Origin of the sequence: Pseudomonas lutea (assembly GCF_000759445.1) — a bacterium.
Lineage (GTDB): Bacteria > Pseudomonadota > Gammaproteobacteria > Pseudomonadales > Pseudomonadaceae > Aquipseudomonas > Aquipseudomonas lutea.
On sequence record NZ_JRMB01000004.1, the window covers coordinates 295,066 to 318,743 of the forward strand.

Consider the following 23,678-nt stretch of genomic DNA (forward strand, 5'->3'; position numbering starts at 1 on the left):
TCAATCATGTTCTTGATTGGTTTGCGCATTTTGGGGTGATGGAATAAGCTTATTTGAGCAAAGTGATCAAGAATTTGATCGTTTCGCTCAATCAGGCTTGTCGAAGCCTCACCCTATAAAAATAAGGAGTGCTCCCTGTGGCTCAATTTCCGATCAAACGTACTATCGAGCGGGTGCCGGGCGGAATGATGATCGTGCCGCTGCTCATCGGCTCACTCGTGGCGACGTTTCTGCCCGACATGCCCAAGTTTTTTGGCTCGTTTACCAACGCGCTGTTCACCGGTTCGCTACCCATACTGGCGGTGTTTTACGTGTGCATGGGCGCCAGTATCGACATCAAGGCCACGCCGTATCTGCTGAAAAAGGGTGGGGTGCTGTTCGCTACCAAGGTCGGCACGGCCATCGTCATCGGTGTGATCATGGGCCATTTTCTGGGGGAGCAACCCATCACGTCAGGCGTCTTCGCCGGGCTGTCGACATTGGCCGTGGTAGCCGCAATGAACGACACCAACGGCGGGTTGTACATAGCGTTGATGGGTCAATACGGGCGCTCCGAAGACGTCGGTGCGTACTCCGTCATGTCACTGGAGTCCGGCCCTTTTCTGACCATGGTGACGCTGGGTGTCGCAGGCTTGGCAGCCTTTCCGTGGCCGACACTGGTCGGGGCGATCCTTCCACTGTTGCTGGGGATGTTGCTGGGTAATCTGGACCGTGAGATGCGTGACTTTCTGGCGAAGGCTGTTCCGGTGATGATTCCGTTCTTCGCCCTGGCACTGGGCGCCAGTCTGGATTTGCACAAGGTCTGGCAGGCCGGATTATTGGGCATCGGCCTTGGGCTGGCGGTCGTCGTCTTGACCGGCATTCCGCTGTACTTCGCCGACAGAGTCTCCGGCGGCACCGGGGTAGCAGGGGTGGCGGCGGCCAACACGGCGGGCAATGCGGCGGCGGTCCCGGCTCTCGTTGCGGCAGCCAACCCGATTTACACCGAGGCAGCGAACTCGGCGACGCTGCTGGTCGCCGCCTGTGTGGTGGTGACGGCGGTCTTGTCGCCCATTCTTACGGCAGCCATTGCCAAGCGCTACAACACGCGCCATCCCAAACCTCACTCGGAGGCAACGGCGCAGCGGGAGGTTATTCGATGACACTGCTGATCATCGCCGACGACCTTTCAGGTGCGGCGGATTGCGCGATTGCCTTCGCCAGCGCCGGGCATAACACCGTTGTCACGCTTGATGCGACTCATGACACTGGCGCTGCGCCCGTGGTCGCCATCGACACCGACACCCGACGTCTGACAGGTGCTCAGGCAGGGGAACGGACATTGGCGGCCTATCAGGCGCTGATTGCTCCCGGACAAAAACTGTACAAAAAGATCGACTCGACGCTGCGTGGCAACTGGGCTGACGAGGTGGCTGCGCTCCAGGCCCATGCGGGGCTGGCGATCGTCGCTCCTGCCTTCCCGGCTACAGGCCGTACGACGCTCGGCGGCCAGGTTCTGGTCAACGGTCAACCATTGGAAACCACCGAGACGTGGAGGCTTGAGCACGCTGATCGCTCTGCGGACATGACCACAATGCTGCAAGCGGCCGGGCTGCGGGTCGCCAGGCTGACGTTGCCGATGTTGCGCGGCGATGCGGCCGCGCTCTCCAGGCACATGGCCGAGGTCGCGCGCAGTGAGGCGCAGGCGCTGATCGTTGATGCGGTCACCACGGAAGACCTGAAAATCCTCTCGGTCGTAAGCACTCAGCTCAACGAAGCGACGTTCTGGGTAGGCTCGGGTGGACTGGCACGAGAGATCGCCTTATTGCCCGACTTCATCTCCGGGGCCAGTCAGCGGAGTTCCGACGAACACGAGAAATACGCGCCCACATTGGTGCTGGTCGGCAGCCTGTCCGCGGTTTCGGAGCGTCAGTGTGCGCTGCTTAAAGAGCGCACTGGCATCGAGGAGGTCGTGGTGCCGCCAGCGGTGCTGCGCCAAGGCAAGAAACATGGCGACTGGGAAAGCTGGGAAGCACGCATCGGCCAGTGCCTGAATCAGGGCGATGACCTGTTGCTGCGCATCGGTCGCGACGACGCCTTCGATCCGGCAGAAGGTGCCCATCTTTCGACCGAGCTTGCAGCGCTGGTTCGTTCAAATTTTGCGCAGGTGGGCGGCGTCATTGCCACCGGCGGCGAAACCGCCCGAGCCCTGCTTTGCGCGGTCGGGATTGGCAGCCTGCAGCTTCTGCGTGAGGTCGAGGCGGGCGTTGCCTTCGGGCGTCCCATCACTGCGCTGGCGGGGCGACGTCCCGGCGTGGTGACCAAGGCCGGCGCGTTCGGCACGGATCACGCCCTGTATGCGGCCTGGCTGCATCTGAATAACGCAATCGAGCCTGCGCAGTACGGCGCAGGCACTGTCACGAATCCTGCGCTACTAGGTAAATCATCATGAGCAACTATCTGCCAATCATCGGCATCACCATGGGCGACGCCAGCGGTGTCGGCCCGGAAGTCATCGTCAAAAGCCTGAACCACGACGTCGTCTACCAACAGTGCCGTCCCTTGGTCATCGGCGATGCCGGGCGTCTGGAGTTGGCCAACACCATCGTCAACGGCACGGCGAAGATTCGCCGCATCAAGGAAGCGTCAGAAGCTCAATACGAGCCGGGCACGATTGACTGCATCGATTTGAATCTGATCCCGGCCGATCTGCCGTTCGGGCAGCTGTCCGCGGTCGCTGGTGACGGCGCCTACCGGTTCATCGCCCGTGCTGTCGAGCTGGCCGAAGCCAGGCAAATCGACGCCATCTGCACGGCGCCGCTGAATAAAGAAGCGCTGCACGCTGGCGGCCATAAATACCCGGGTCACACCGAAATGCTGGCGCACCTTACCCATGTCGATGAAGTCTCGATGATGCTGGTGGCGCCGCAGCTGCGCGTTATTCATGTGACGACGCACATGGGCATCATTGATGCTATCCGCAAGATCGAACCGGGTCTGGTCCAGCGCACCATTGAGCGAGGCAACGCGACCCTGATCAAGGCGGGTATAGAGCGTCCTCGTATCGGGGTGTGCGGCATCAACCCCCATGCAGGCGAAAATGGCCTGTTCGGCTATGGCGAGGAGGAAGAGAAGATCATTCCTGCCGTCAAGGTGCTGCAGGACAAAGGCCTGGACGTCACCGGTCCTTTGCCTGCGGACACGCTGTTCTTCCGGGCAGGGCGTGGCGATTTCGATCTGGTGGTGGCGATGTATCACGATCAGGGCCATGGCCCGGTCAAGGTTCTCGGCCTTGAAGCGGGGGTCAACGTCACCGTTGGCCTGGAAGTCATCCGCACTTCGGTGGATCACGGCACTGCGTTCGACATTGCCGGCAAGGGCATCGCGGACGAGCGCAGCATGCTTGAAGCATTGCGCCAGGGCGCCGAGCTGGCCACCCGGCGAGGGTGAGGTGAGCGGGCCGGGTCGTGTAAGATCAGCGGCCTTTCTGCAACGAGGCCGCCCATGAAAGCCAACGACCGTCACCGCGCCATTCTGGAACTGGTGCGCGCCCGTGACACCAACGTCGAGCAACTGAGCGCTGCCCTCGGTGTGTCGGAAGCGACAGTTCGTCGCGATCTGACCATGTTGGCCAAGCAGCGGCATCTGGTGCGTACGCACGGCGGCGCTACGGCGTTGATCGGCGTACACGAGCCCGAGGCCTCGCTTGAGGAGCGCAAATCGACTCAGCGCGACCAGAAAAACGCGATTGCACAGGCGGCAGCGTTGCACATCGAGGACGGCGACACGGTACTTCTTGATGGCGGAACGACGTGTGCTGCGCTGGCACTGCATCTTTCGTCACGGCAGAACGTCCACGTGGTCACCAACAATCTCATGGCCGTTATGACGCTGGCGAATGCGCCGGGCATTCGACTGACTCTGATCGGTGGCGATCTCAGAGGTTCGAGCATGAGCACACTGGGCCCGCTTGCGGAATTGACGCTCAGCCGGCTGAGCGTCGATAAGGCATTTTTGGGCGCTGATGGTGTGGTCGCCGAGTTCGGTTTGTGCGAAGCCAGCGACCAGCAGGCTTATCTGAAGGAATGCATCATCAAGCGCGCGGCTCAGGTGTTCGTCCTGGCTGACGCCGACAAGCTTGGTCGTGCGCGACAGCAGCACTGGACGCCGATTGAGCGCGAGTGGACGTTGATCACTGCCGCCCAAGCCGATGAAAGCCTTGTGGCACCCTTTGAGGCCCACCCGCAAATCACCGTAGAAACGGTCAGCGTTTAATCTCGTCCCTGAGATCACTGCGGCTGACCCTTCCAGGCCGCGTATTGCCCTGGCTGTCATTAAGATCCCGCGAAAAGAGTGGTCTCGTCGTAGGACATTTCTGTGCTGTCACCGCTTTGTCATTCAGCTGTCACCTCTGGCGTGCCTAAATTCTCCCCCCACCCTTTTGAACGCACTCGGGAGACTCGTCATGACTCTGGATTTCTCCGAAACCGCCCGTTACATCCAGGCCGATATCCTCGACAGCTTCGACGAGGAACTGGAAATGGAATACGACGACGCGCGCCTGGATGGCTTGCTGGCCGATCTGGGAGAGGAGGTGCCCAAAGGGATTGATCGCCGCCTGTACTTCCGTGAACTGCTGCGGCTGCAGGGTGAACTGGTCAAGCTGCAAGACTGGGTTGTCAGCCAGAAGCTCAAAGTGGTCGTGCTGTTTGAAGGTCGTGATGCGGCAGGCAAGGGTGGTGCAATCAAGCGCATCACTCAACGGCTCAACCCGCGGGTTTGCCGGGTCGCCGCACTGACCGCGCCGAGTGAGCGAGAGCGCACGCAGTGGTACTTCCAGCGCTACGTCGGACACCTGCCTGCCGCGGGCGAAATGGTGCTGTTCGACCGCAGTTGGTACAACCGGGCTGGCGTCGAGCGGGTCATGGGCTTCTGCAATGACGAGGAGTACGAAGAGTTTTTCCGCACCGTGCCCGAGTTCGAAAAAATGCTGGTGCGCTCCGGCATCATCCTGATCAAGTACTGGTTCTCCATCACCGATGACGAGCAATACCGGCGCTTTCTGATGCGCATCCATGACCCGTTGAAACAATGGAAGCTCTCACCGATGGACCTTGAGTCCCGTCGTCGTTGGGAAGACTACACGCGCGCCAAGGAAGAAATGCTCACCCGTTCCCACACTGACGTTGCGCCCTGGTGGATTGTCGAAGCCGATGACAAGAAGCGGGCGCGCCTGAACTGTATTCATCACCTGCTGGAACAGATCCCGCGCGGCGATACGGAAACGCCGCAAGTGGTGCTGCCGGAGCGCGAGTACAATGCTAACTACCTGCGCGCACCCGTGCCGCGCGAGATGGTTGTGCCGCCGGTGTACTGATCCTCACTGTGCAGCACCTGGGCCCCGGTGTGGTCAGATCTTCCACGCCGGTGCTGTCTTCGCCAGGCACTGTTGCAGGCTTTCCAAGTTGTGCGTGAACTGACGAGTCATTAACTGGTAACCCAGCAATTCCGTCGAGGCGGTGGGCACATCAGGCCCGAGGGCCAGGCTTTCCGTAGGGCGCTGCAAGCGCTCGGTGGCCCCGGTCTGCAGCGCGCGGGCCATGCCGATCAGCATGCGGCGAATGCGCCGCTGCTCTGCAGTAACGCCCGTGCTGCCGACATCCGCGGGACGCAGGTTCGAAAGGATTTCAAGCAGGCTCAGGCACATGCGGTAATGGCCTTGAATGGCATCCAGCTCGACGATTGATATCTTCACTTCCTTGGAAACCGACGGCATCAGCGAGCGCAGCTGGAGCAGCGTCGCCCCCATTCTTGCGGTCAATTTCACATGCTCGTCGGCGGTAATTGACTGGCCGCTGGCGATCCGCTCGTAGGCCACTGCACAGTCCCGCAGCCCACTCGCCAGGTTATAGCGCCACGAATACACCGCATACAACGGCAGGGCGAACGAGAAAGCCAGTGCGAGCGCAATGCCGATCAAGATGTCCACGGTGCGCCACAGCCCGTCGGTGATCGGGTTATCGCCGTGGCCTGCCACGATAAATAAAGTGATCGCCGACAGCAGCGCCGTATAACCGCCCTTGCCGATCGCGTGATAGGCGAAGAAGCCGCAGATCAGCGACATGATTACGTAGGTCAGCAACGGCATGCCCAAGTAGCTTTCCTGCGCAACCACTGCAAGGCCCAGGGCTGCACCAATCAATGTCCCGTAGGCGCGCTCCACTGACTTCTTGCCGATGTTGCCGTGATGCTGCAGCCCTCCAATGACAATCAGCATCGTCACAGAGGCCCATTCCCCGTGGGGCAGATGAACGCCGGTCGTCAGGAGAATCGACACCAGCAGCCCGACCACGATACGGCCGGCATGGATGTAACGGGCATGCCGGTAACGACGATAGGGGTCCAGCAGTGGACGCAGAAGGCGGCGAAGCCATGAGGGGAGGGACATTGTATTCATGGGGTTACAGACCATCGGGATGATGAATATATCCGGCAAGCAGCCAAAAGCAGCGGCGACCTGGCTGATAGGGCTTAACAAAAACATCACATGTGAGAGATTGCGCAGGGTGATGATTGCGCGTAGGGTGCATCGCTATCACATGTGATGTTTGGCAGAGGCTGCAATGGCTCGGAAAACTTCAACCGATTACATGCGCGAGATGCGCGCTCGGCTGACGGCGGCCGGGTATGTAAAGCGAGAACTGTATGTGCTTCCTGAAAACGCGGAAGTACTGAGAGACATCGAAAAGGTGTTACGCCAACCCTACTTGGGTAACCGGATCAAACTGGAGGGATTCATGACTGAGAATACCAATTGGACGATCAACTCACTTCATTCGGCGTTCGCCGAGCTGGACGTGGTTAAAGACAAGGACATCGAGCTGACCCTCATTCAAGGCGCTGAGCCGAGTCTGAGCCTGGTGATGAACCAGTTTGGCGGCCTGCCGATCATCATCGCCATCGCAGGCGACCAGATTCTGGTCGATTCCGTGCTGGTTTACGCCTCTGAAGTCAAAGACCCGGCCGCTTTCAATGACGCCGTACTGCGTAGCCGGGAGCTCTTTCCGTTGTCGTCGATCGGCATCGAGACCCTGCCAAACGGCGAAACCTTCTACAACATGTTCGGCGCACTGAGCGCCGCCTCTTCGCTGACGGTCATCGTCCACGAGGTGCTCACGCTGGCAGAAAACGTGATCCACGCTGCCGACGCCTACGAAGATTTCCTCAAATCCGATTCACAGTAACCGGGAGACACATCAATGAGCCTTTGGAAAAAAATGGTAACCGCCCTGCGTGGTGGAGCTTCCGAAGTAGGTGAAGCCATCGTCGATGCCCAGGCGCTGCGAATCCTGGATCAGGAAATCCGTGACGCCGACGCCTCCATGCTGGCGGCGCGCAATCAACTGATTCAGATCAAAGCCAAGCACAAGCTTTCGCTACAGCGCGTCGAAGAACACGACAAGAACATCGCCAACTGGGAGCAGAAAGCGCTCGCAGCAATGAACAAGGGCGAAGAAGCGCTCGCGCTCGAATGTGCTGAAAAAGTAGCCGAACTGACCGCCCTGCGTGATCAGGAAAAACTTGCAGCCGACCAGTTCGGCGTCCATGTGGCCAAACTGACCGCACAAGTCATTAAGGCTGAGAGCCAGATCAAGGGCCTGCGCCAGCAGACCGATATGGCCAAGGCTCGAGACAGCGTACAAAAAGCGCAAATCAACGCCGCCGCGGCCACCGGCGGCGCCAATGGTCGGCTTGAGACCGCAGTGGGTTCGCTGGCACGCATCAAGCAGCGTCAGGATGAGCAGGACGCAAGGCTTGAAGCGGCGGATGAGCTCGCCGAGGCTGCCAATGGCGGTGACCTTGAGCGTCGTCTTCAGGATGCCGGCATCGGCGCAAAAACAGGCGGCGCGGCCGACGTCCTCGCCCGTTTGAAAGCGCAGAGCCAGAACGGTAACGCGGGTCAATAAGCACCGTTAAACAAAGGCAGTCGGTTTTTACCGGCTGCCTTTTTTCGATTTTCAGGGCGCGCAGATGAATATCGGAAATGGACTACGAACGATACTCTCACTCGCCGCTGTGATGATCGTGGTGCAGGTGGTTAACTCGCTGACCGCCAACAGCCTGCTGTCGCATGGCCTGGTGCCGAGAACCGTTTCAGGTCTGCAGGGCATCTTTTTCTCGCCTTTCCTGCATGGCTCGGTACGTCACTTGCTGAGCAATCTCCTGCCGTTTGTGGTGCTGAGTTGGCTGGTGGCGACCGAGGGGCTTCAACGTTACATCCGTGTGGCGGTGCTCGTTGTCGTGCTGGGAGGCCTGATGGTCTGGGTTGTCGGCCGACCGGTTATCCACGTGGGGGCCAGTGGTCTTATTTTCGGGTTGTGGGCGTATCTACTGGCTCGAGGGTGGTATCAGCGCAGCCTGGCGAGTTTCGCGATTGCCCTGGTGACCCTGCTGGGTTACAGCGGGCTGGTCTTCGGTTTCGTTCCAGTGCCTGGCGTATCGATTGAGTCACACCTGTGTGGCGCGCTTGCCGGTATCGTGACGGCTTGGCTGATGCACTCGCGGCGGCTTCTCGAAAAAGGCCCTGCGAGCTGAGTTGCAGCATTTTTCCATATCGCCTCGGCGCGACTTCAAGGAGTTGAATCATGAGTTGGATCAAACGCGCGTTAGGCCTTGCGGCACCCAATCCACCCGCCGGTTCCGAATCACTTGCCAATAGCAATTTGCTTAATCCATTCGGGTTGGCTACTGGCCGAATGCTGGACCTCGACGACTCTCTGAAGCTGATGCTCGACGGTCATTCAGAGTTGATTGTCCCCAACGAGGAAGTGGTCTGGTCGGTTGGGCAGGTTGACCTTGGACAATCCGTGCGGCTGGTACGCTTCTACTTCGAGGACGAAGATTACTGGATGCAGGTCATGATGAACGGGCCTTCGGCTGAAGACGTTCAGGACATCATCCTGTTTGGCTACAGCAGCGCCGTGACGATCAACAGCGAGGCGGAACTCAAGCGTCTGGTGGGGCCTGCCTCCAAAGTGGGCCTACCCGTGTACGAGCACGACGGCTGGGAGTACGGCCGTCAGTGGGGCACCGAAGAGGGCCAGACCGAGCTCACGCCAATGGATGAGCACGTTGTCAGTCCGGACGGTACCTACCGTATCAAGCACCTGAGCATGTTGTACGCGCGGGACACCGGCCTGGTGGACCGTCGCGAGTTTCTACTGCTGTCTGTCGAGGAGGATGAGGAAGGTATCGTCACCCTCACTACATCTGTCGGCGTGACCCTGCAGTCCACAGATTTCACTGTCATTTAAAAGGAAGTAAACAATGCTCGACGCGCTTCGCATGTCCCTCAACTTCCAGTCGGTGCTGAGCTTTCTGGTCTACATCATTGTGGCCGCCGTATTGTTCGCGTTGTTTCAGATGGCTTACACACGTCTGACCCCGCACAAGGAGTTCGTCCAGATCCGTGAGGGCAATGTTGCCGCCGCAGTGGCGTTGGGTGGCGCGCTGATCGGCTTCGCCTTGCCTGCTAGCAACGTGATCGCCTACAGCATCAGCGTTCTGGATGTGGTCATCTGGGCAGTCATCGCCGCTTTCGTCCAGTTGCTGGCCTTCACCGCCACCAGCATGGTCTTGAAGGATCTGTCCGCGCGCATCACCCGGGGCGAGCTGGCCGCGGCGATCTACGCGGCCAGCGTCTCGATCAGTGTCGGTTTTCTCAATTCGGCCTGCATGACGCCGTCGACCTGATCGCTTGTGATCGAAAGGAGTTATCGATGAGACGTAGTTCCCTGAAACTGGTTCTGGCGGGCACGCTGCCGCTGGCCCTGAGCGCATGCAGCAAGTCCGACACCGTGGAGGTTTCTGCGCAGCAAACCTATCCATCAGTCCAGGCCTGTGTGGATCAGAAAGTCCCGGTAGACATTTGCTCGGACGCCTACATGAGCGCGCTGGCGGAGCACCGCCGTATCGCCCCGACCTATGACGACGCTGCTTCGTGTGAAGCGGATTTCGTCCCTGATTACTGCCAGCAGAACACCGATGGCAAGTTCACCCCCAAGCTGGGCGGCTTTCAGCTGGAGCTCTCTGGCGAGCTTCCCAAATCCCAGGTCGACGCCGCGAAGTCCCAGGCCGAGCAATCGGGCGGCGGAGGCGGTGGCTTCGGCTCCGGAGTGAACGGCTTCCTGATGGGAATGCTCGTCAGCAACATGGTCAACGGATTCACCGGCGGCGGTGGTCGTTACTACTCGCAACCCATTTACCAGGAACGCGACTCGCGCGGCGGTTACCAGACTTCCACGTTGTCTCGCCAGATCGAGCGCGGCAAAACCTTCGGCAATTCCAGCCAGGCGCGAAGCAGCTCGACCGGTACGTACTCCAAAAGCACATTGGGCCGTAATTCATCGGTTTCATCGTCCGTGTCCCGTGGCGGTTTCGGCAGTCAGGCCACCGCCCGCAGCGGTTGGGGCGGCAAAAGCAGTGGCTCAAGCTTCGGCGGATAACACAGGACGTTGCCCATGAAAAGGATCAGCATCGAGGAGCGGCCGGACTGGCGGCAGACCGCCGAGCGTGAGGGGTTCGACTTCCATACCATCGACGGCGAACGCTATTGGGATGAGCGGGCCTATTACCAGTTCACGGAAGCGCAGATCACCCGCGATATCGAAGCGCCCACCCAAGAACTGCATGCCATGTGCCTGGATGTCGTGGAGAAGGTCGTCGAGAGTGAGGAGCTGTTGACGCGACTTGCCATCCCTCCGGCGTTTTTCGATCTGGTCCGCACTTCCTGGAAGGAAGGCCACCCACATCTTTATGGCCGTTTCGACTTCAGCTACGACGGCGAGAACCCCGCCAAGCTGCTGGAAGCGAACATGGACACGCCCACGTCGGCTTACGAGGCCGGCGCGTTTCAGCTCATCTGGCTTGAAGAGCAGATCCAGCGCGGCGTTCTGCCCGCGCACGCTTCACAATTCAACTCGATGGCCGAAGACCTGGTCCGGGCGTTTCTGGCGATCAGGGACGGCGGGCCGTTTTACTTCTCATCGATGTCAGGTTCGACAGAAGACAAAGGCACCACCGAGTTCCTGCGCAAAATGGCCGAGCATGCAGGCATCGAAACGCGCCATATCGACATTGAGGACATTGGCCTCAACGCCGAAGGCAGATTCGTCGATCTCCAGGGCCGTTGGATCGAGCGCATTTTCAAGCTGCACGCCTGGGAACATGTGTTCCATGAGCCGCATGGTCAGGCCATCCCGCAATGCGATACGCAATTCATCGAGCCTGCGTGGAAGGCCATCGTCTCCAATAAAGGCATCCTGCCTTTGCTGTGGGAATACAACGAAGGTCATCCCAATCTGCTCCCGTCCTTCGTCGACAAGCACCCGCAGTCTGCGGTGCCGAAAGGCTGGGTTCGCAAGCCGTACTTCTCTCGGGAGGGCGCCAATATCGAGATTCGGACGCCGAACGACCAGGTCATTTTCGAAGATGGCCCCTACAACGACGCACCCTACATCCTGCAAGCGTTCGCCCCGCTGCCGCGTTTCGGCGACAGCTACACGCTGATCGGATCATGGGTGGTGGGTGATACAGCGTCGGGGATCGGCATTCGCGAAGACGACAGCCTGATCACCAAGGACAGCAGCCGGTTCCTGCCGCATGTCGTGATCGACTGACTCGGTAGCGTGCGCAAGCCACTCACGGATTGCGCTGAGCCAGAACGAAAAAAAGCCGCGCAATGCGCGGCTTTTTATTTGGTGGGCCCACACGGACTCGAACCGTGGACCAAGGGATTATGAGTCCCCTGCTCTAACCAACTGAGCTATAGGCCCTCAGTAGGCCGCGGATTATAACGACGGTTTACTCGCTGTGCTATCCGAAAAGTCTGAAACGCTCATACGAAGAAACGTCGCGCTGAATACATCCGCGCGCAGGGGCAGGCTGACGAGGTAGCCCTGGATCTGTTCGCAGCCTTCGTCCGCCAGGAATTGCTGCTGCTCGAAGGTTTCGACGCCTTCCGCGATCACGGTGAGCTGCATGCTGCGGCCCAGCGCAATGATCGCGCGCACGATGGCCGCGTCGTGGGGATCATCGGGCAGGCCGCGTACGAACGACTGATCGATCTTGAGGATGTCCAGTGGCAAACGCTTAAGGTAACTCAGCGAAGAATACCCCGTGCCGAAGTCGTCGATCGCGAGTTGAACCCCAAGTTTCTTCAGTCGATGCAGGACCGAAAGCGCTTCTTCGGTCTGCGACATGATGAAGTTTTCAGTGATCTCCAGTTGCAGGCATCCAGGTTGCAGCTGGTATTGAAGCAGCAGGCGCTCAATGCGGTTGACCAGATTGGGTTGGCGCAGCTGGGCCCCTGCCAGGTTGACCGACAACGGGCCGAACACGTCGTACCGCTGATTCCATTCATGCATTTGTTGGCAGGCTTTATCGAGCACCCACTCGCCAATCTGCAAGATCATCCCGTTCTCTTCCGCCAGCGGAATAAACCGCTCGGGCGGCACGTCGCCAAAGGTGGGATGGAACCAGCGCAACAGCGCTTCGGCGCCGACGAGTCGTTGTGTCAGCAGGCTGAGTTTGGGTTGATAGGAGAGGGTGAACTCGTCACGCTCGATGGCGCGACGCAGCTCATGCTCCAAGGCAATTCGCTCGCTGGCTTGGGCGGTCAGGTCGCGGGTGTAGTGCTCGACCCGGTTGCGACCCTTGGCCTTGGATCGATACATCGCCGCATCAGCATTTTTGATCAGCGTCGCGACATCTGCTCCGTCTGTAGGGAACAACGCACTGCCAATGCTGGTGCTCATGAAGAACTCGTGTTCGCCCGCCTGAAAGGGCGCTGCGAAGCTGCTGAGCAGTTTGGTGGCGACAGCTTGTGCGTCACTCGCATGCTGCAGACCAGGCAATAGAATGATGAACTCGTCGCCGCCCAGTCGTGCCACCGTGTCGATGTCGCGCAGGCTCTCCTTCAAGCGCAGCGCGATGCTCTTCAGCAGCAGATCGCCGACGGGGTGGCCGAGGCTGTCGTTGATGTGTTTGAAGCGGTCCAGATCCAGAAACAGGACAGCGCCCAGGCTTTGGGCCTCCTTTGAATGAAGCAGCGCGCTGTGCAAACGGCTTTCAAACAGTGTCCGGTTGGGCAAGCCGGTCAACGGGTCGTGGTGCGCCTGGTAATCCAGCCGAGCCTGAGCCTGCTTCAAGCTGGAAATATCCGCGAACACTGCGACGAAGTGGGTGATGAGTTTGTCGCGGTTGCGCACAGCGCTGATGGTCAGCCAGCTCGGGTAGACCTCGCCATTCTTGCGCCTGTTGCTGATTTCGCCCTGCCAGTGACCTTCTGCTGTGAGCTGGTGCCACATCGCTGCGTAGAAAGCGCTGTCGTGAATGCCGGACGCCAGAAGCCGGGGCGTCTCGCCGAGCGCTTCGAATTCGCTGTAGCCGGTGATTTCACTGAACGCCCGGTTGACCGCATTGATCCGCTGGCGGGTGTCGGTGATCAGTACGCCTTCGGCGGTGCTTTCGAAGACGGTCGCCGCCAGTTGGAGTTTTTCCTGCATCTGCTGGCGGTCTGTGATGTCGCGCGCGATGGTCAGCATGCAGTCTTCACCGGCGATCGGCAGCGGGCGCGCGGAGATTTCACACAGGCGGATCTGACCATCCCTGCGACGGATGTGGCTGGTGAAGTCCTTCACAAAGCCGTCACGGCTCAATTGTTCAACCAGTTCCTCTCGCTCTTTGAGGTCTACCCAGATGCCCAGGTCCAGGGTAGTCCGATCCAGCGACAGTGAGCTGTGGTAGCCGGTGATCCGGCTGAAACCATCGTTCACCTCCACCAGCAGGCCGTCACTCTGCCGTGTGATAAGCAGCCCATCGGGCGAGGAGTGGAAGGCCTTGGCGAACTTTTCTTCAGACATTTGCAGCTGCTGCTGGGCTTCCTTGAGCGGCGTGATGTCCCTCACCACCAACACCACGGCGGGAGTGGAATCCAGGTCAAAGGGTTCTGCAGACAGCAGCCCGGTGAAGAGTCGGCCGTCACTGCGCCGGAACGGCATTTCCAGATTACGGATGCTGCCCTTTTGAAGCCGTCGCAACAGACTCTGGCCAATGTCCGGAATGCCCCAGATATTCAGCTCGGAGGGGACGCGCCCAACGACCTCCTGAGGGCTCATGCCGATCTGCTCGACGAACGCCGGGTTGGCTTCCAGAAGACAGCCGTCGCAAAGGCGTGCAATGACGAGCATGTCGGGGCATTGCGCGAACACCGATGCAAACTTGCCCTCCGACAAGCGCAGTGCTTCTTCGGTCTGCTTGGCTTCGCTGATGTCGATCATCAACCCGCGCATCACCGGCTCACTGCCGTAGCCGATCATGCTCACGATGTCTCGAATCCAGACGACTCTGCCGTCCGCAGTCAGTACGCGGTAGTCAACGCTGTGATCGTTGCCTTTGGCTACTTCCTGATCGCAATAGGCCTGAGCATCGGCAATGTCATCCGGATGGACAATGCTTTGCCAGAACCCGGGTCTGCGCCATTGATGCAGCGGGTAGCCCAGCAGGTCCTGCGCATGCGGCGAAACATAGTTATAGGAATAGTCGTGCGTATTGGCCTCCCATGCGATAGCCGAAAGGCTCTCGATCATGCCGCGGTAGTGATACTCACTGCTTCGCAGCTCTTGCTCGAGCGCGATGCGCCTGGAGATTTCGGAGCTGAGGCGCCGGTTGATTCGCACCACGATGGCCAAGACAGTTGTGAGGAACAGCAGTCCAGGAAGCCCGATCAGCAGAAACTCTTGCCACAGCTTGCTGTGTTCGCTTGTCTGGATGATTGCGGGCGATATGGCTAGCGTGTCATCCGGATTGATGAGCCGATCGGCTTGGCGCGCGGTGTCGACGCCGACAAAGCGGTTGACGATCAACGGAGGAGGCGGGCCGTCGGTTGCCTCAGATGCAGGTGCGTTTTGGGCATACATGCCGGTGGGCGAGGCCTGACTCGGTCCTTGCCCGATGTTTTCAGCGAGAGCCAGCGACTGGGCGGGCAGTGCAGTCGGAATGAGAAAGCACAGGAGAGCAATGGTGGGCATCCAAACCATGGCAGCCTCAAGGATTGAGTGTTAACAATTCGTCGAGTGTAGCCGGACTGTTCAACGATGGCACTTTGCCGGAAATTTATTCCTTGAAACGCAAAACCCCCAGCAATGCCGGGGGTTTTGGTTTTTTTACGTGCAGCTTACTCGTCGAGGAACGAACGCAAGTGTTCGCTTCGCGTCGGGTGACGCAGCTTGCGGAGCGCCTTGGCTTCGATCTGACGAATTCGTTCACGGGTTACATCGAACTGTTTACCGACTTCCTCAAGGGTATGGTCAGTGTTCATATCGATCCCGAAACGCATACGCAGAACTTTTGCCTCGCGAGCAGTAAGGCCCGAGAGCACCTCGCGCGTCGCTTCCTTCAAACTCTCTACCGTGGCCACATCGATCGGCGACTGCATGGTCGAGTCTTCGATGAAGTCGCCCAGATGCGAGTCTTCGTCGTCGCCGATCGGGGTCTCCATGGAGATCGGCTCTTTGGCGATCTTCAGTACCTTGCGGATCTTGTCCTCAGGCATTTCCATGCGTTCGCCCAGCTCTTCAGGCGTCGGCTCGCGACCCATCTCCTGCAACATCTGCCGCGAGATACGGTTGAGCTTGTTGATCGTCTCGATCATGTGCACCGGGATACGAATGGTGCGCGCCTGGTCGGCGATCGAGCGAGTGATCGCCTGACGGATCCACCAGGTGGCATACGTCGAGAACTTGTAACCGCGGCGGTATTCGAACTTGTCCACCGCCTTCATCAGACCGATGTTGCCTTCCTGGATCAGATCGAGGAATTGCAGGCCACGGTTGGTGTACTTCTTGGCAATCGAGATCACCAGGCGCAGGTTGGCTTCAACCATTTCTTTCTTCGCGCGGCGGGCCTTGGCCTCACCGATCGACATGCGGCGGTTGATGTCCTTGATTTCAAGGATGGTCAGCCCGGTTTCTTCTTCCAGTGCACTCAGCTTCTGCTGGCAACGCTGGATGTCGGGCTGAAGGCGGCCAATCGCTTCTGCGTATTTGCTTTTGCCTTTAGCCAGCGCGTCGGTCCAGCTCTGATCGACTTCGTTGCCCGGGAACTGGCGAAGGAAGTCGGCACGCGGCATGCGGGCATCACGAACACACAGCTGCATGATGGCGCGTTCCTGTGCTCGGAGACGCTCAAGAGCGCCCCGCACACGTTCTACCAGACCTTCAAACTGCTTCGGAACCAGCTTGATAGGCATGAACAGCTCGGCCAGCGCCAGCAATTCGGCATTCGCCTGCTTGCTGCCGCGACCATGCTTTTTCAACGCCTTGATAGCAATTGCCATCTGATCCGAGACGGCGCCAAAGCGCTGCGCGGCAATGACCGGGTCCGGGCCGGTTTCGACCTCGTCCTCGTCGTCGGCAGAGTCTTCCTCGTCGTCGTCAGCGCCTTCAACCTTTTCGGCTTTAGGGTCGACAGGAGGCGGGACTTCGGCTGGCGGCGCAATGCCGTCGTCCGGGTCGATATAACCGCTCAGAACGTCGGAGAGGCGACCGCCTTCGGTGGTGACGCGTGTGTACTCGGAGAGAATGTGCTCAACCGTGCCAGGGAAGTGCGCAATCGCGCCCATCACTTCACGGATGCCTTCTTCGATACGTTTGGCGATTTCAATTTCGCCTTCACGTGTCAGAAGCTCGACCGTACCCATTTCGCGCATATACATGCGCACAGGGTCCGTCGTGCGACCGATGTCGGTCTCTACCGCAGCCAACGCAGCAGCGGCTTCTTCAGCGGCTGCCTCGTCGGTGTCGGCGTCGGCCAACATAAGGGCGTCCGCATCCGGAGCACTCTCGTGTACGGGGATCCCCATGTCGTTGATCATGCGGATGATGTCTTCCACCTGCTCAGGATCTGAAATATCCTCGGGCAGGTGGTCGTTGACCTCTGCGTAAGTCAGATACTTCTGCTCACGACCCAGGGTGATCAACTCTTTGATACGAGACTGCTGTTGCGCTTTTCCGGACATAACACCCTATCCACTGAAGGTCTTGGCGGGCAAAAAACAAGCCGGGGATTATACCCGGCCAGGACCTCACACGCCAGTTGAGGTCGGGGTTTGTGCAGTAACATTGCGATTTAACAGGCTGAGCAGCTGAACTTTTTCTTCGGCGCTCAGGCCTGACTGCCTTTCTTTCCTGATCAATTGTTCCAGGTGTCGCTCGCGTTGGCGGGCCGACAAGCTAGTTATAGTGTCGAAAAACTGTTGTTCAAGGTTATCGGCCGAGATCAGCCATTCCTTTTCTGCCAACTGACGCAGCAGCTTCCCTTGTTCGGTGCCGTGCCAGCGGGCTATCAATTGCATCGACCGCAGCTTCGGATTTTTCTGCGTAGCGTCGATCAAAGCTACCAAAAGCTGCGAATACACATTCTCTTCATCGGCAAACGTACTGGCATTGGCAACTTGTGCCGATAGCTCGGGGTGATGGAGTAACGTCCTAAGGGCCGTCAATGCCGGCGGCTCGACCGTCGCAGGTGTCCGTGGTCCTCTGGGTTCAAAATCGGGACGCTTGCCGCCCTTGTCCCATTTTTTGCCCTTGTCCCACGGCTTTTTATCCCACTTCTTTTGCTGGCCGCCCGGCGCGCCTGGCGTCCACTCCTGCTGCGCTTGATAGTCGTGTTGCTGGTAATCGTCGTAATCAGGCACCGCATCGTAATCGAAGCCCGGATCGTAGCTGGGCTGTGTTTCCGCGGGGGCGGACTGCATCAGCTGATTGACCGCGGCAGTGTCGAGGCCCGTGATCTCTTTCAAGCGCCGGCGCATCAGCTCGCGCAGGTTGGCTCCCGGCACTTTTTCGATCAGTGGCGCGGCCAAGGTCACCATGTGCGCCTTGCCTTCCAGTGAGCGCGGATCGGCTTCTTTCGTCAGCTGTTCAAAAAAGTAATCAGCCAGCGGTTGCGCGTGCTGGTTGATTCTCGCCCTGAACGCATCGGTGCCTTCGGCGCGCACCAGCGTGTCAGGGTCTTCACCCTCAGGCAGAAACAGAAACCTTGCGCGTCGGCCATCCTGCAGCCCTGGTAGCGTTGCTTCCAGAGCGCGCCAAGCAGCGTTTCGGCCTGCCTGGTCACCGTCGAAACAAAACAAAACGTTGGGTACTACGCGAAACAGCCGCTTCAGATGCTCTTCGCTGGTGGCTGTTCCCAGGGTTGCCACGGCATTGCGCAAGCCTTGTTGGGCCAGTGCGATGACGTCCATGTAGCCTTCGACGACGATAATCTCGTCCAGGTTACGATTAAATTTGCGAGCCTCGAATAAACCGTACAACTCCTGACCTTTATGAAACACCGGGGTTTCAGGAGAGTTCAGGTATTTGGGCTTGTCGTCACCCAGCACCCGTCCGCCAAATGCGATGACGCGGCCGCGACTGTCCCGAATAGGAAACATCACACGGTCGCGAAATCGGTCGTAGCGTTTGCCGGTTTCGGCATTTTCGATCAGCAAACCGGCATCGATCATCGCCTTCTGCTGAAGGGTATCGCTGCTTAGGTGCTTGTAGAGGTTGTCCCAGCCAGGAGGGGCATAACCCAGCCCGAAGTCGCGGGCTATTTCTCCTGACAGGCCACGGCCTTTGAGGTACTCCACGGCAGACTTGCGCGTGGGATGGCTTTTAAGCGCTGCCCGGTAAAACTCGGCGGCGGCTGTCAATAAAGGGTAGAGCGGCGAGTCTGTCGGCTGTCGTGGCTTTTGGCCTTTGACGCCCTGCTCGCGAGGTACTTCCATGCCGGCGGCTTTGGCCAGGTCCTCGACTGCCTGAGGAAAATCCAGGTTGTCGTGATCCATGATGAAGCCGAGGGCGTTGCCACCCGCGCCACAGCCGAAGCAGTAATAGAACTGTTTGTCCGGGCTGACGCTGAACGAAGGTGTCTTCTCTTTATGGAAAGGACAGCAGGCACTGAAGTTCTTGCCGGTTTTTTTTAATTGAACGCGTGAGCTGACAACGTCGACGATGTCGGTGCGGTTCAGGAGGTCATCAATAAAACCTTGGGGAATCAGTCCGGCCATGGCGTTCTCATCATCAGGCGCCCCGCCAGAAAATCGTGGCGAATCCAAACCGTAACGACGGTTGCTTGGTCAGTGTAGACGGGTCAACGCGGCCTGAATCAGGCTGGAAGAAATCGACGGGGTTTGTCTCGGTCGCATCTGCGGCGTCAACAGCCTCTGTCTGTGTTGCTTGAGGCTAAACCTGCAACTGCCGACAGCCCGGCTTTGAGGGCCGGGCAAGGCAGAAGCTTGCGTCAGACGTCTGTATTAATACAGACGAACGGCGCGGCGCTGTTCGCGCTGAACTTTCTTGGCGTGACGCTTAACAGCAGCTGCTGCCTTACGCTTACGCTCAGAAGTCGGCTTCTCGTAAAATTCGCGGCTACGAACTTCAGCCAGAACACCGGCTTTTTCGCAGGAGCGCTTGAAACGACGCAGAGCTACGTCGAAGGGTTCGTTCTCTTTAACTTTGACGGCTGGCATCCAGAGCTACCTTCATTCATTACCGGGGTCAACGCTTACTGCAACGCTTGCACTAAGTACGTCGGTTTTTAAGGGTTGCGGATGTTAACCCCTTGCTTCGCGGAATGCAAAGCCTCTGATCGAAAAGCACTGGTCGCAGGCATGAGCGGCGACTATTATGCGCGCCTTCGAATTCAGCCCCCACAAGGCGTACCCCATGCTAGTACTGGGAATGGAAACTTCCTGCGATGAGACCGGCGTTGCGCTGTACGACAGCGATCGCGGGCTGCTTGCCGATGCCTTATTCAGCCAGATCGACCTGCATCGCCTCTATGGTGGTGTGGTACCTGAGCTCGCCTCCCGCGATCACGTAAAACGCATGCTGCCCTTGATCCGTCAGGTGTTGGCGGAGGCAGACTGCGCCGTGACCGAGATCGATGCCATCGCTTATACCGCCGGTCCCGGCCTGGTCGGCGCGCTGCTGGTAGGTGCTTCATGCGCCCAGGCATTGGCGTTCGCCTGGGACATCCCGGCACTGGGCGTCCACCACATGGAAGGGCACTTGCTGGCACCCATGCTGGAAGAGAATCCGCCTCAATTCCCGTTCGTCGCTTTGTTGGTATCGGGTGGTCACACCCAGCTCGTTCGCGTCGATGGCATCGGCTTGTATGAGCTGCTCGGCGAGACGCTGGACGATGCCGCGGGCGAAGCCTTCGACAAAACGGCAAAGATGATGGGCCTGAATTACCCTGGCGGTCCTGAAATCTCGCGCCTGGCGCAATCCGGCATAGCAGGACGGTTCCTTTTTCCGCGTCCGATGACGGATCGCCCGGGGCTGGATTTCAGCTTCAGCGGTCTTAAGACGTTCTCGCTCAACACCTGGCAGCAATGCCAGAGCGCTGGGGACGACAGCGAGCAAACCCGTTGCGACATCTCGCTGGCCTTCCAGCAGGCGGTGGTGGACACTTTGACCATCAAGTGCAAACGCGCGCTCAAGCAGACCGGGCTCAAGCGGCTGGTCATCGCCGGTGGTGTGAGCGCGAACAAAGCGTTGCGCCAGTCACTGGAGCAGATGCTCGATGGTGTGGGCGGGAACGTCTACTACGCGCGACCTGAGTTTTGTACTGACAACGGCGCCATGATCGCGTTTGCCGGGTGTCAGCGTTTGCAGGCCGGGCAGAAGGAAGGTCTAAGCATCTCGGTGCAGGCGCGCTGGCCGATGGAGCAACTTCCCGGGCTTTGACAGCGAGCCGCACCGCAACCCTGCAGATTTTTACGGGCGATCAATCAAAAATGCCGTTCGCGCCCGGCAAACAGGTCGCGTAGATTCCCCCGATGCCGCCAGACGATGAGCAAGGTCAACACACTCATCGGTAGCAACGCGTGGGGTTCCTGCCATGCCAGAAGAGGCAGCGTCAGAGGCGTGGCAATCAGCGATGCCAGTGAGCTGGTGCGGGTCAGGTAAAAGGTCAGCAGCCAGGCGCCAACGGCGAGCAGGGCGGCTGGCGGATACAGGGCGAGTAACATGCCGGCGGCTGTGGCCACGCCCTTGCCGCCACGAAATCGAAAATACAGTGGGAATAGATGACCCAGGACTGCGCACAGTCCGACCCAGGCCTGCAGGCGTGGATCCAGGCCCAGTCCACTGGCGATCAGCACCGGGATCATCCCCTTGCAAACATCGCCGATCAGGGTCAGTACGGCGAGTTTTTTACCCGCCAGGCGCAGCATGTTGGTGGCGCCGGCGTTACCCGAACCACTGGCGCGCGGGTCCGGGCGACCGGTTATGCGGCTAAGCAGGATGGCAAAGGACAGCGAACCGAGCAGGTAGGCGAGGACCGCCAGTAACCAAAACATGCTAACCATTCCGGGCGAGTTTGCCCTGATTCTAACGGCGCATTGCGCCCTTGTCGTGCAGCGGAGAGACAGGCTTGGACATAGTTTTCATTGAGGGTCTGGAGGTCGATACCGTCATCGGCGCCTACGACTGGGAGCGTGGCATTCGCCAGTGCCTGCGTCTGGACCTGAGCTTTGCCTGGGACAATCGACCTGCTGCGGCTGATGATGACCTGAGCAAGGCGCTCGACTACGCGAGCGTGTCAGCGCGGATCCAGGCATTTGCCGAAGCCTCTCAGTTCCAGTTGGTCGAGACCTTTGCCGAGCGGCTGGCGCACGTGCTGATGAGTGAATTCGGGATTCCCTGGCTGCGCCTCAAGTTGACCAAGCCAGGGGCCGTACCTGCGGCGAAGGGCGTTGGCGTGGAGATCGAGCGCGGATGCCGCTGACACGGGTGTTTCTGGGGCTGGGCAGCAACATCGACCGAGAGCGAAACTTGGGCGCGGGACTTGATGCGCTTGCAGACTTCCTCCTCGACATGACCTGCTCTCCGGTGTTTGAAAGCCATCCTGTGGGCATCAAGAGCGGGCCGTTTATAAATCTGGTGGTCTCGGCGCTGACGAATTTGCCCCTCATGGAGCTGGATCGCCGGTTGAAATTCATCGAAGCCGACAACGGTCGTTATGCGCCTGATCGCAAGGGGTTGCCGCTGGATATCGACGTGCTGCTCTTCGATGATCAGGTCGGCAACTTCGATGGTTTGATCTTGCCGCGCGCCGAAATTCTCAAGAACGCGTTCGTATTATGGCCGCTGTCCCTGATCGCGCCGCAGCGTCTGCACCCCGAAGCCGGTGTGTCGTTCGCCCGGCTGTGGGCTGACGCGAACATCGATCAGAAGCTTTGGCCGGTTGCCTTTGAATGGCGGGGCGAGCCACTGACGCCGCCGGCGCTGCTCGCTTCCGTTTAACGGGGCAGTCAAGACGCGCAGGGGTTGCCAATCAGGCGACCCGCTCACCTAATGTTGATAGGACGCCTTGTACACCTTCAATGTGTCCAGTCGCTCGCGCTTAAGCGCCTCACCCAGCTGCAGACCCTGATAACCCTTCTCCAGCAGCGGTTGGGCTGCAACCTGGCGCGCCGCTGCGGCAGCGCCGCGCAGGTATTCGGCCTGCGGATAGGTGCGGTCTTCAAAGCCCTTGCGCCCACGTGCGTCCATTTCGCAGGCGGCAATGAACTCCTCGAACCGTTGGGGGCGACGGTAGATGTCAAAACTCTGCAGCAGATCCAGTAATGCCGAGGGCTTGAGTTCCAGAGCCCGGTGGCCATGGGTATGAAATTCGCCAACCAGTAACGCCAGTTCCTGACAGTCCCTCGGCACCTTGAAGCGCAGATTCACTGCCTTGATCGCTTTGAGTCCCGTGTGTTCATGGCCGATGTGGGAGGGCCATTCCTCTGGCGGCGTGAGCCCTTTTCCTACGTCGTGCAGCAAGCACGCCCAACGAACGCTCAGCGGCTGATGGTGTACGGCACATTGACGTAACACGCTGAGGACATGGGCGCCGGTGTCGATTTCCGGGTGGTGCGCTTCGGGTTGTGGCACGCCGAACAGTGCGTCGATCTCAGGCATCAGCACGGTCAGAGCACCGCACGCTTGTAACACCTCGATGAACACCTGGGGTTCGTTTTCCATGAGTGCCCGGGAGATTTCCTTCCAGCTGCGCTCGGGAGTCAGCGCCTGAAGCTCGCCTGATTCGCTCAATTGGCGCATCAATTCCAGAGTCTGTGGCGCGATGGTGAAACCGTCTGCGGCATAACGCGCGGCGAAGCGAGCGACGCGCAGAACGCGTAAGGGATCTTCGGCGAACGCCGGTGAAACGTGACGCAAAACCTTTGCTTCCAAATCCTGCTGCCCGTGATAAGGGTCAGTCAATTGGCCATTCTTGTCTTCCGCAATCGCATTGATGGTCAGGTCTCTGCGGATCAGATCCTGCTCTAGCGTGACGTCGGGATCAGCGTGAAAGACGAAGCCGCCATAGCCTTTGCCCGTCTTGCGCTCGGTGCGCGCCAAGGCATATTCCTCGCCGGTAAGCGGGTGCAGGAACACCGGAAAATCCGTCCCTACTGGGCGATAGCCCTTGACCAGCATTTCCTCGGTCGACGCGCCTACTACCACCCAGTCGACATCGGTGACCGGCTTGCCAAGCAGGCGATCGCGAACCGCGCCGCCAACTTTATAAATCTGCATAAAAAAGCCTCCGTGAGGGCGACAGGATAAACCTTAAGTCGCGATCGCGGAGGCTGAAACACTCAT

21 protein-coding genes, 1 tRNA gene and 1 pseudogene are annotated in these 23,678 nt (G+C 59.2%); 15 read left to right on the forward strand and 8 right to left on the reverse strand.

Annotated features, from left to right (window positions below; genetic code table 11):
* The first annotated feature begins 137 nt into the window (after positions 1 to 137).
* The 5 genes from LT42_RS24090 to ppk2 all read left to right on the forward strand — a co-directional run bounded on the left by LT42_RS24090 (position 138) and on the right by ppk2 (position 5,356).
* Complete coding sequence (locus tag LT42_RS24090) at positions 138 to 1,142, forward strand: 2-keto-3-deoxygluconate permease (protein ID WP_052075392.1); 1,005 nt, start codon at positions 138 to 140, stop codon at positions 1,140 to 1,142.
* Positions 1,139 to 2,431 (forward strand): four-carbon acid sugar kinase family protein, encoded by a 1,293-nt coding sequence (locus LT42_RS24095; protein WP_037019106.1) that lies wholly within the window; start codon positions 1,139 to 1,141, stop codon positions 2,429 to 2,431. Before LT42_RS24090 ends, LT42_RS24095 begins: the two co-directional genes overlap by 4 nt.
* Positions 2,428 to 3,429: a 4-hydroxythreonine-4-phosphate dehydrogenase PdxA gene (gene pdxA / locus LT42_RS24100; RefSeq protein ID WP_037019108.1), complete on the forward strand. Its 1,002-nt coding sequence runs from the start codon at positions 2,428 to 2,430 to the stop codon at positions 3,427 to 3,429. The genes LT42_RS24095 and pdxA overlap by 4 nt, the downstream gene beginning before the upstream one ends.
* A 54-nt stretch (positions 3,430 to 3,483) precedes the next feature.
* Positions 3,484 to 4,254: a DeoR/GlpR family DNA-binding transcription regulator gene (locus LT42_RS24105; RefSeq protein WP_037019110.1), complete on the forward strand. Its 771-nt coding sequence runs from the start codon at positions 3,484 to 3,486 to the stop codon at positions 4,252 to 4,254.
* A gap of 190 nt (positions 4,255 to 4,444) precedes the next feature.
* A complete protein-coding gene (gene ppk2, locus LT42_RS24110; protein WP_037019111.1) occupies positions 4,445 to 5,356 on the forward strand; it encodes a polyphosphate kinase 2 in 912 nt (303 codons plus the stop codon).
* A gap of 33 nt (positions 5,357 to 5,389) precedes the next feature.
* Here ppk2 and LT42_RS24115 read toward each other — a convergent pair whose 3' ends face one another.
* Positions 5,390 to 6,427 carry an FUSC family protein gene (locus tag LT42_RS24115; RefSeq protein ID WP_081955455.1) on the reverse strand — a complete coding sequence of 346 codons (1,038 nt, stop codon included), beginning with the start codon at positions 6,425 to 6,427 and terminating at the stop codon, positions 5,390 to 5,392.
* Between the two features lie 175 nt (positions 6,428 to 6,602).
* Between LT42_RS24115 and LT42_RS24120 the strand changes: the two genes are divergently transcribed.
* The 7 genes from LT42_RS24120 (at position 6,603) to LT42_RS24150 (ending at position 11,657) form a co-directional block, all read left to right on the forward strand.
* Entirely contained in the window at positions 6,603 to 7,223 is a 621-nt protein-coding gene (locus tag LT42_RS24120) for a YjfI family protein (protein ID WP_052075393.1), read from the forward strand.
* 15 nt (positions 7,224 to 7,238) lie between these two features.
* Entirely contained in the window at positions 7,239 to 7,946 is a 708-nt protein-coding gene (locus LT42_RS24125) for a PspA/IM30 family protein (RefSeq protein WP_037019115.1), read from the forward strand.
* Positions 7,947 to 8,010: 64 nt separating this feature from the next.
* Positions 8,011 to 8,574 carry a rhomboid family intramembrane serine protease gene (locus LT42_RS24130; RefSeq protein WP_037019117.1) on the forward strand — a complete coding sequence of 188 codons (564 nt, stop codon included), beginning with the start codon at positions 8,011 to 8,013 and terminating at the stop codon, positions 8,572 to 8,574.
* 50 nt (positions 8,575 to 8,624) lie between these two features.
* Positions 8,625 to 9,293 carry a DUF2491 family protein gene (locus LT42_RS24135; protein WP_037019119.1) on the forward strand — a complete coding sequence of 223 codons (669 nt, stop codon included), beginning with the start codon at positions 8,625 to 8,627 and terminating at the stop codon, positions 9,291 to 9,293.
* A 13-nt stretch (positions 9,294 to 9,306) separates the two neighbouring features.
* The gene (locus tag LT42_RS24140; protein WP_037019121.1) at positions 9,307 to 9,732 is read left to right on the forward strand and encodes a DUF350 domain-containing protein; all 426 of its coding nucleotides are present in this window, start codon (positions 9,307 to 9,309) and stop codon (positions 9,730 to 9,732) included.
* Positions 9,733 to 9,758: 26 nt separating this feature from the next.
* Complete coding sequence (locus LT42_RS24145) at positions 9,759 to 10,484, forward strand: DUF1190 domain-containing protein (protein ID WP_037019122.1); 726 nt, start codon at positions 9,759 to 9,761, stop codon at positions 10,482 to 10,484.
* Positions 10,485 to 10,499: 15 nt separating this feature from the next.
* Positions 10,500 to 11,657 carry a glutathionylspermidine synthase family protein gene (locus LT42_RS24150; protein ID WP_037019124.1) on the forward strand — a complete coding sequence of 386 codons (1,158 nt, stop codon included), beginning with the start codon at positions 10,500 to 10,502 and terminating at the stop codon, positions 11,655 to 11,657.
* A 79-nt stretch (positions 11,658 to 11,736) separates the two neighbouring features.
* Here the strand turns inward: LT42_RS24150 and LT42_RS24155 are convergent.
* The 5 genes and pseudogenes from LT42_RS24155 to rpsU form a co-directional block, all read right to left on the reverse strand.
* Positions 11,737 to 11,813, reverse strand: a tRNA-Ile gene (locus LT42_RS24155).
* A 15-nt stretch (positions 11,814 to 11,828) separates the two neighbouring features.
* Positions 11,829 to 14,771, reverse strand: a pseudogene (locus LT42_RS24160) (sensor domain-containing protein); the annotation flags it as partial.
* 443 nt (positions 14,772 to 15,214) lie between these two features.
* Positions 15,215 to 17,056, reverse strand: a complete 1,842-nt coding sequence (gene rpoD, locus LT42_RS24165; protein ID WP_037019126.1) for an RNA polymerase sigma factor RpoD — start codon at positions 17,054 to 17,056, stop codon at positions 15,215 to 15,217.
* 66 nt (positions 17,057 to 17,122) lie between these two features.
* On the reverse strand, positions 17,123 to 19,090 hold the full coding sequence (dnaG, locus tag LT42_RS24170; RefSeq protein ID WP_037019128.1) for a DNA primase: 1,968 nt from the start codon (positions 19,088 to 19,090) through the stop codon (positions 17,123 to 17,125).
* Positions 19,091 to 19,336: 246 nt separating this feature from the next.
* Positions 19,337 to 19,552: a 30S ribosomal protein S21 gene (gene rpsU, locus LT42_RS24175; protein WP_002551877.1), complete on the reverse strand. Its 216-nt coding sequence runs from the start codon at positions 19,550 to 19,552 to the stop codon at positions 19,337 to 19,339.
* A gap of 196 nt (positions 19,553 to 19,748) precedes the next feature.
* On the opposite strand from rpsU, the gene tsaD reads away from it, so the two are divergent.
* Positions 19,749 to 20,774 (forward strand): tRNA (adenosine(37)-N6)-threonylcarbamoyltransferase complex transferase subunit TsaD, encoded by a 1,026-nt coding sequence (tsaD, locus tag LT42_RS24180; RefSeq protein ID WP_037019304.1) that lies wholly within the window; start codon positions 19,749 to 19,751, stop codon positions 20,772 to 20,774.
* 44 nt (positions 20,775 to 20,818) lie between these two features.
* Here tsaD and plsY read toward each other — a convergent pair whose 3' ends face one another.
* Positions 20,819 to 21,388, reverse strand: a complete 570-nt coding sequence (gene plsY / locus LT42_RS24185) for a glycerol-3-phosphate 1-O-acyltransferase PlsY (RefSeq protein ID WP_037019130.1) — start codon at positions 21,386 to 21,388, stop codon at positions 20,819 to 20,821.
* A 74-nt stretch (positions 21,389 to 21,462) separates the two neighbouring features.
* On the opposite strand from plsY, the gene folB reads away from it, so the two are divergent.
* Positions 21,463 to 21,816: a dihydroneopterin aldolase gene (gene folB, locus LT42_RS24190; protein ID WP_037019132.1), complete on the forward strand. Its 354-nt coding sequence runs from the start codon at positions 21,463 to 21,465 to the stop codon at positions 21,814 to 21,816.
* Positions 21,807 to 22,334, forward strand: a complete 528-nt coding sequence (gene folK, locus LT42_RS24195) for a 2-amino-4-hydroxy-6-hydroxymethyldihydropteridine diphosphokinase (protein WP_037019134.1) — start codon at positions 21,807 to 21,809, stop codon at positions 22,332 to 22,334. Before folB ends, folK begins: the two co-directional genes overlap by 10 nt.
* Before the next feature lie 48 nt (positions 22,335 to 22,382).
* Here the strand turns inward: folK and LT42_RS24200 are convergent, their stop codons facing one another.
* Positions 22,383 to 23,612 carry a multifunctional CCA addition/repair protein gene (locus tag LT42_RS24200; protein ID WP_037019141.1) on the reverse strand — a complete coding sequence of 410 codons (1,230 nt, stop codon included), beginning with the start codon at positions 23,610 to 23,612 and terminating at the stop codon, positions 22,383 to 22,385.
* Positions 23,613 to 23,678 lie beyond the last annotated feature (66 nt).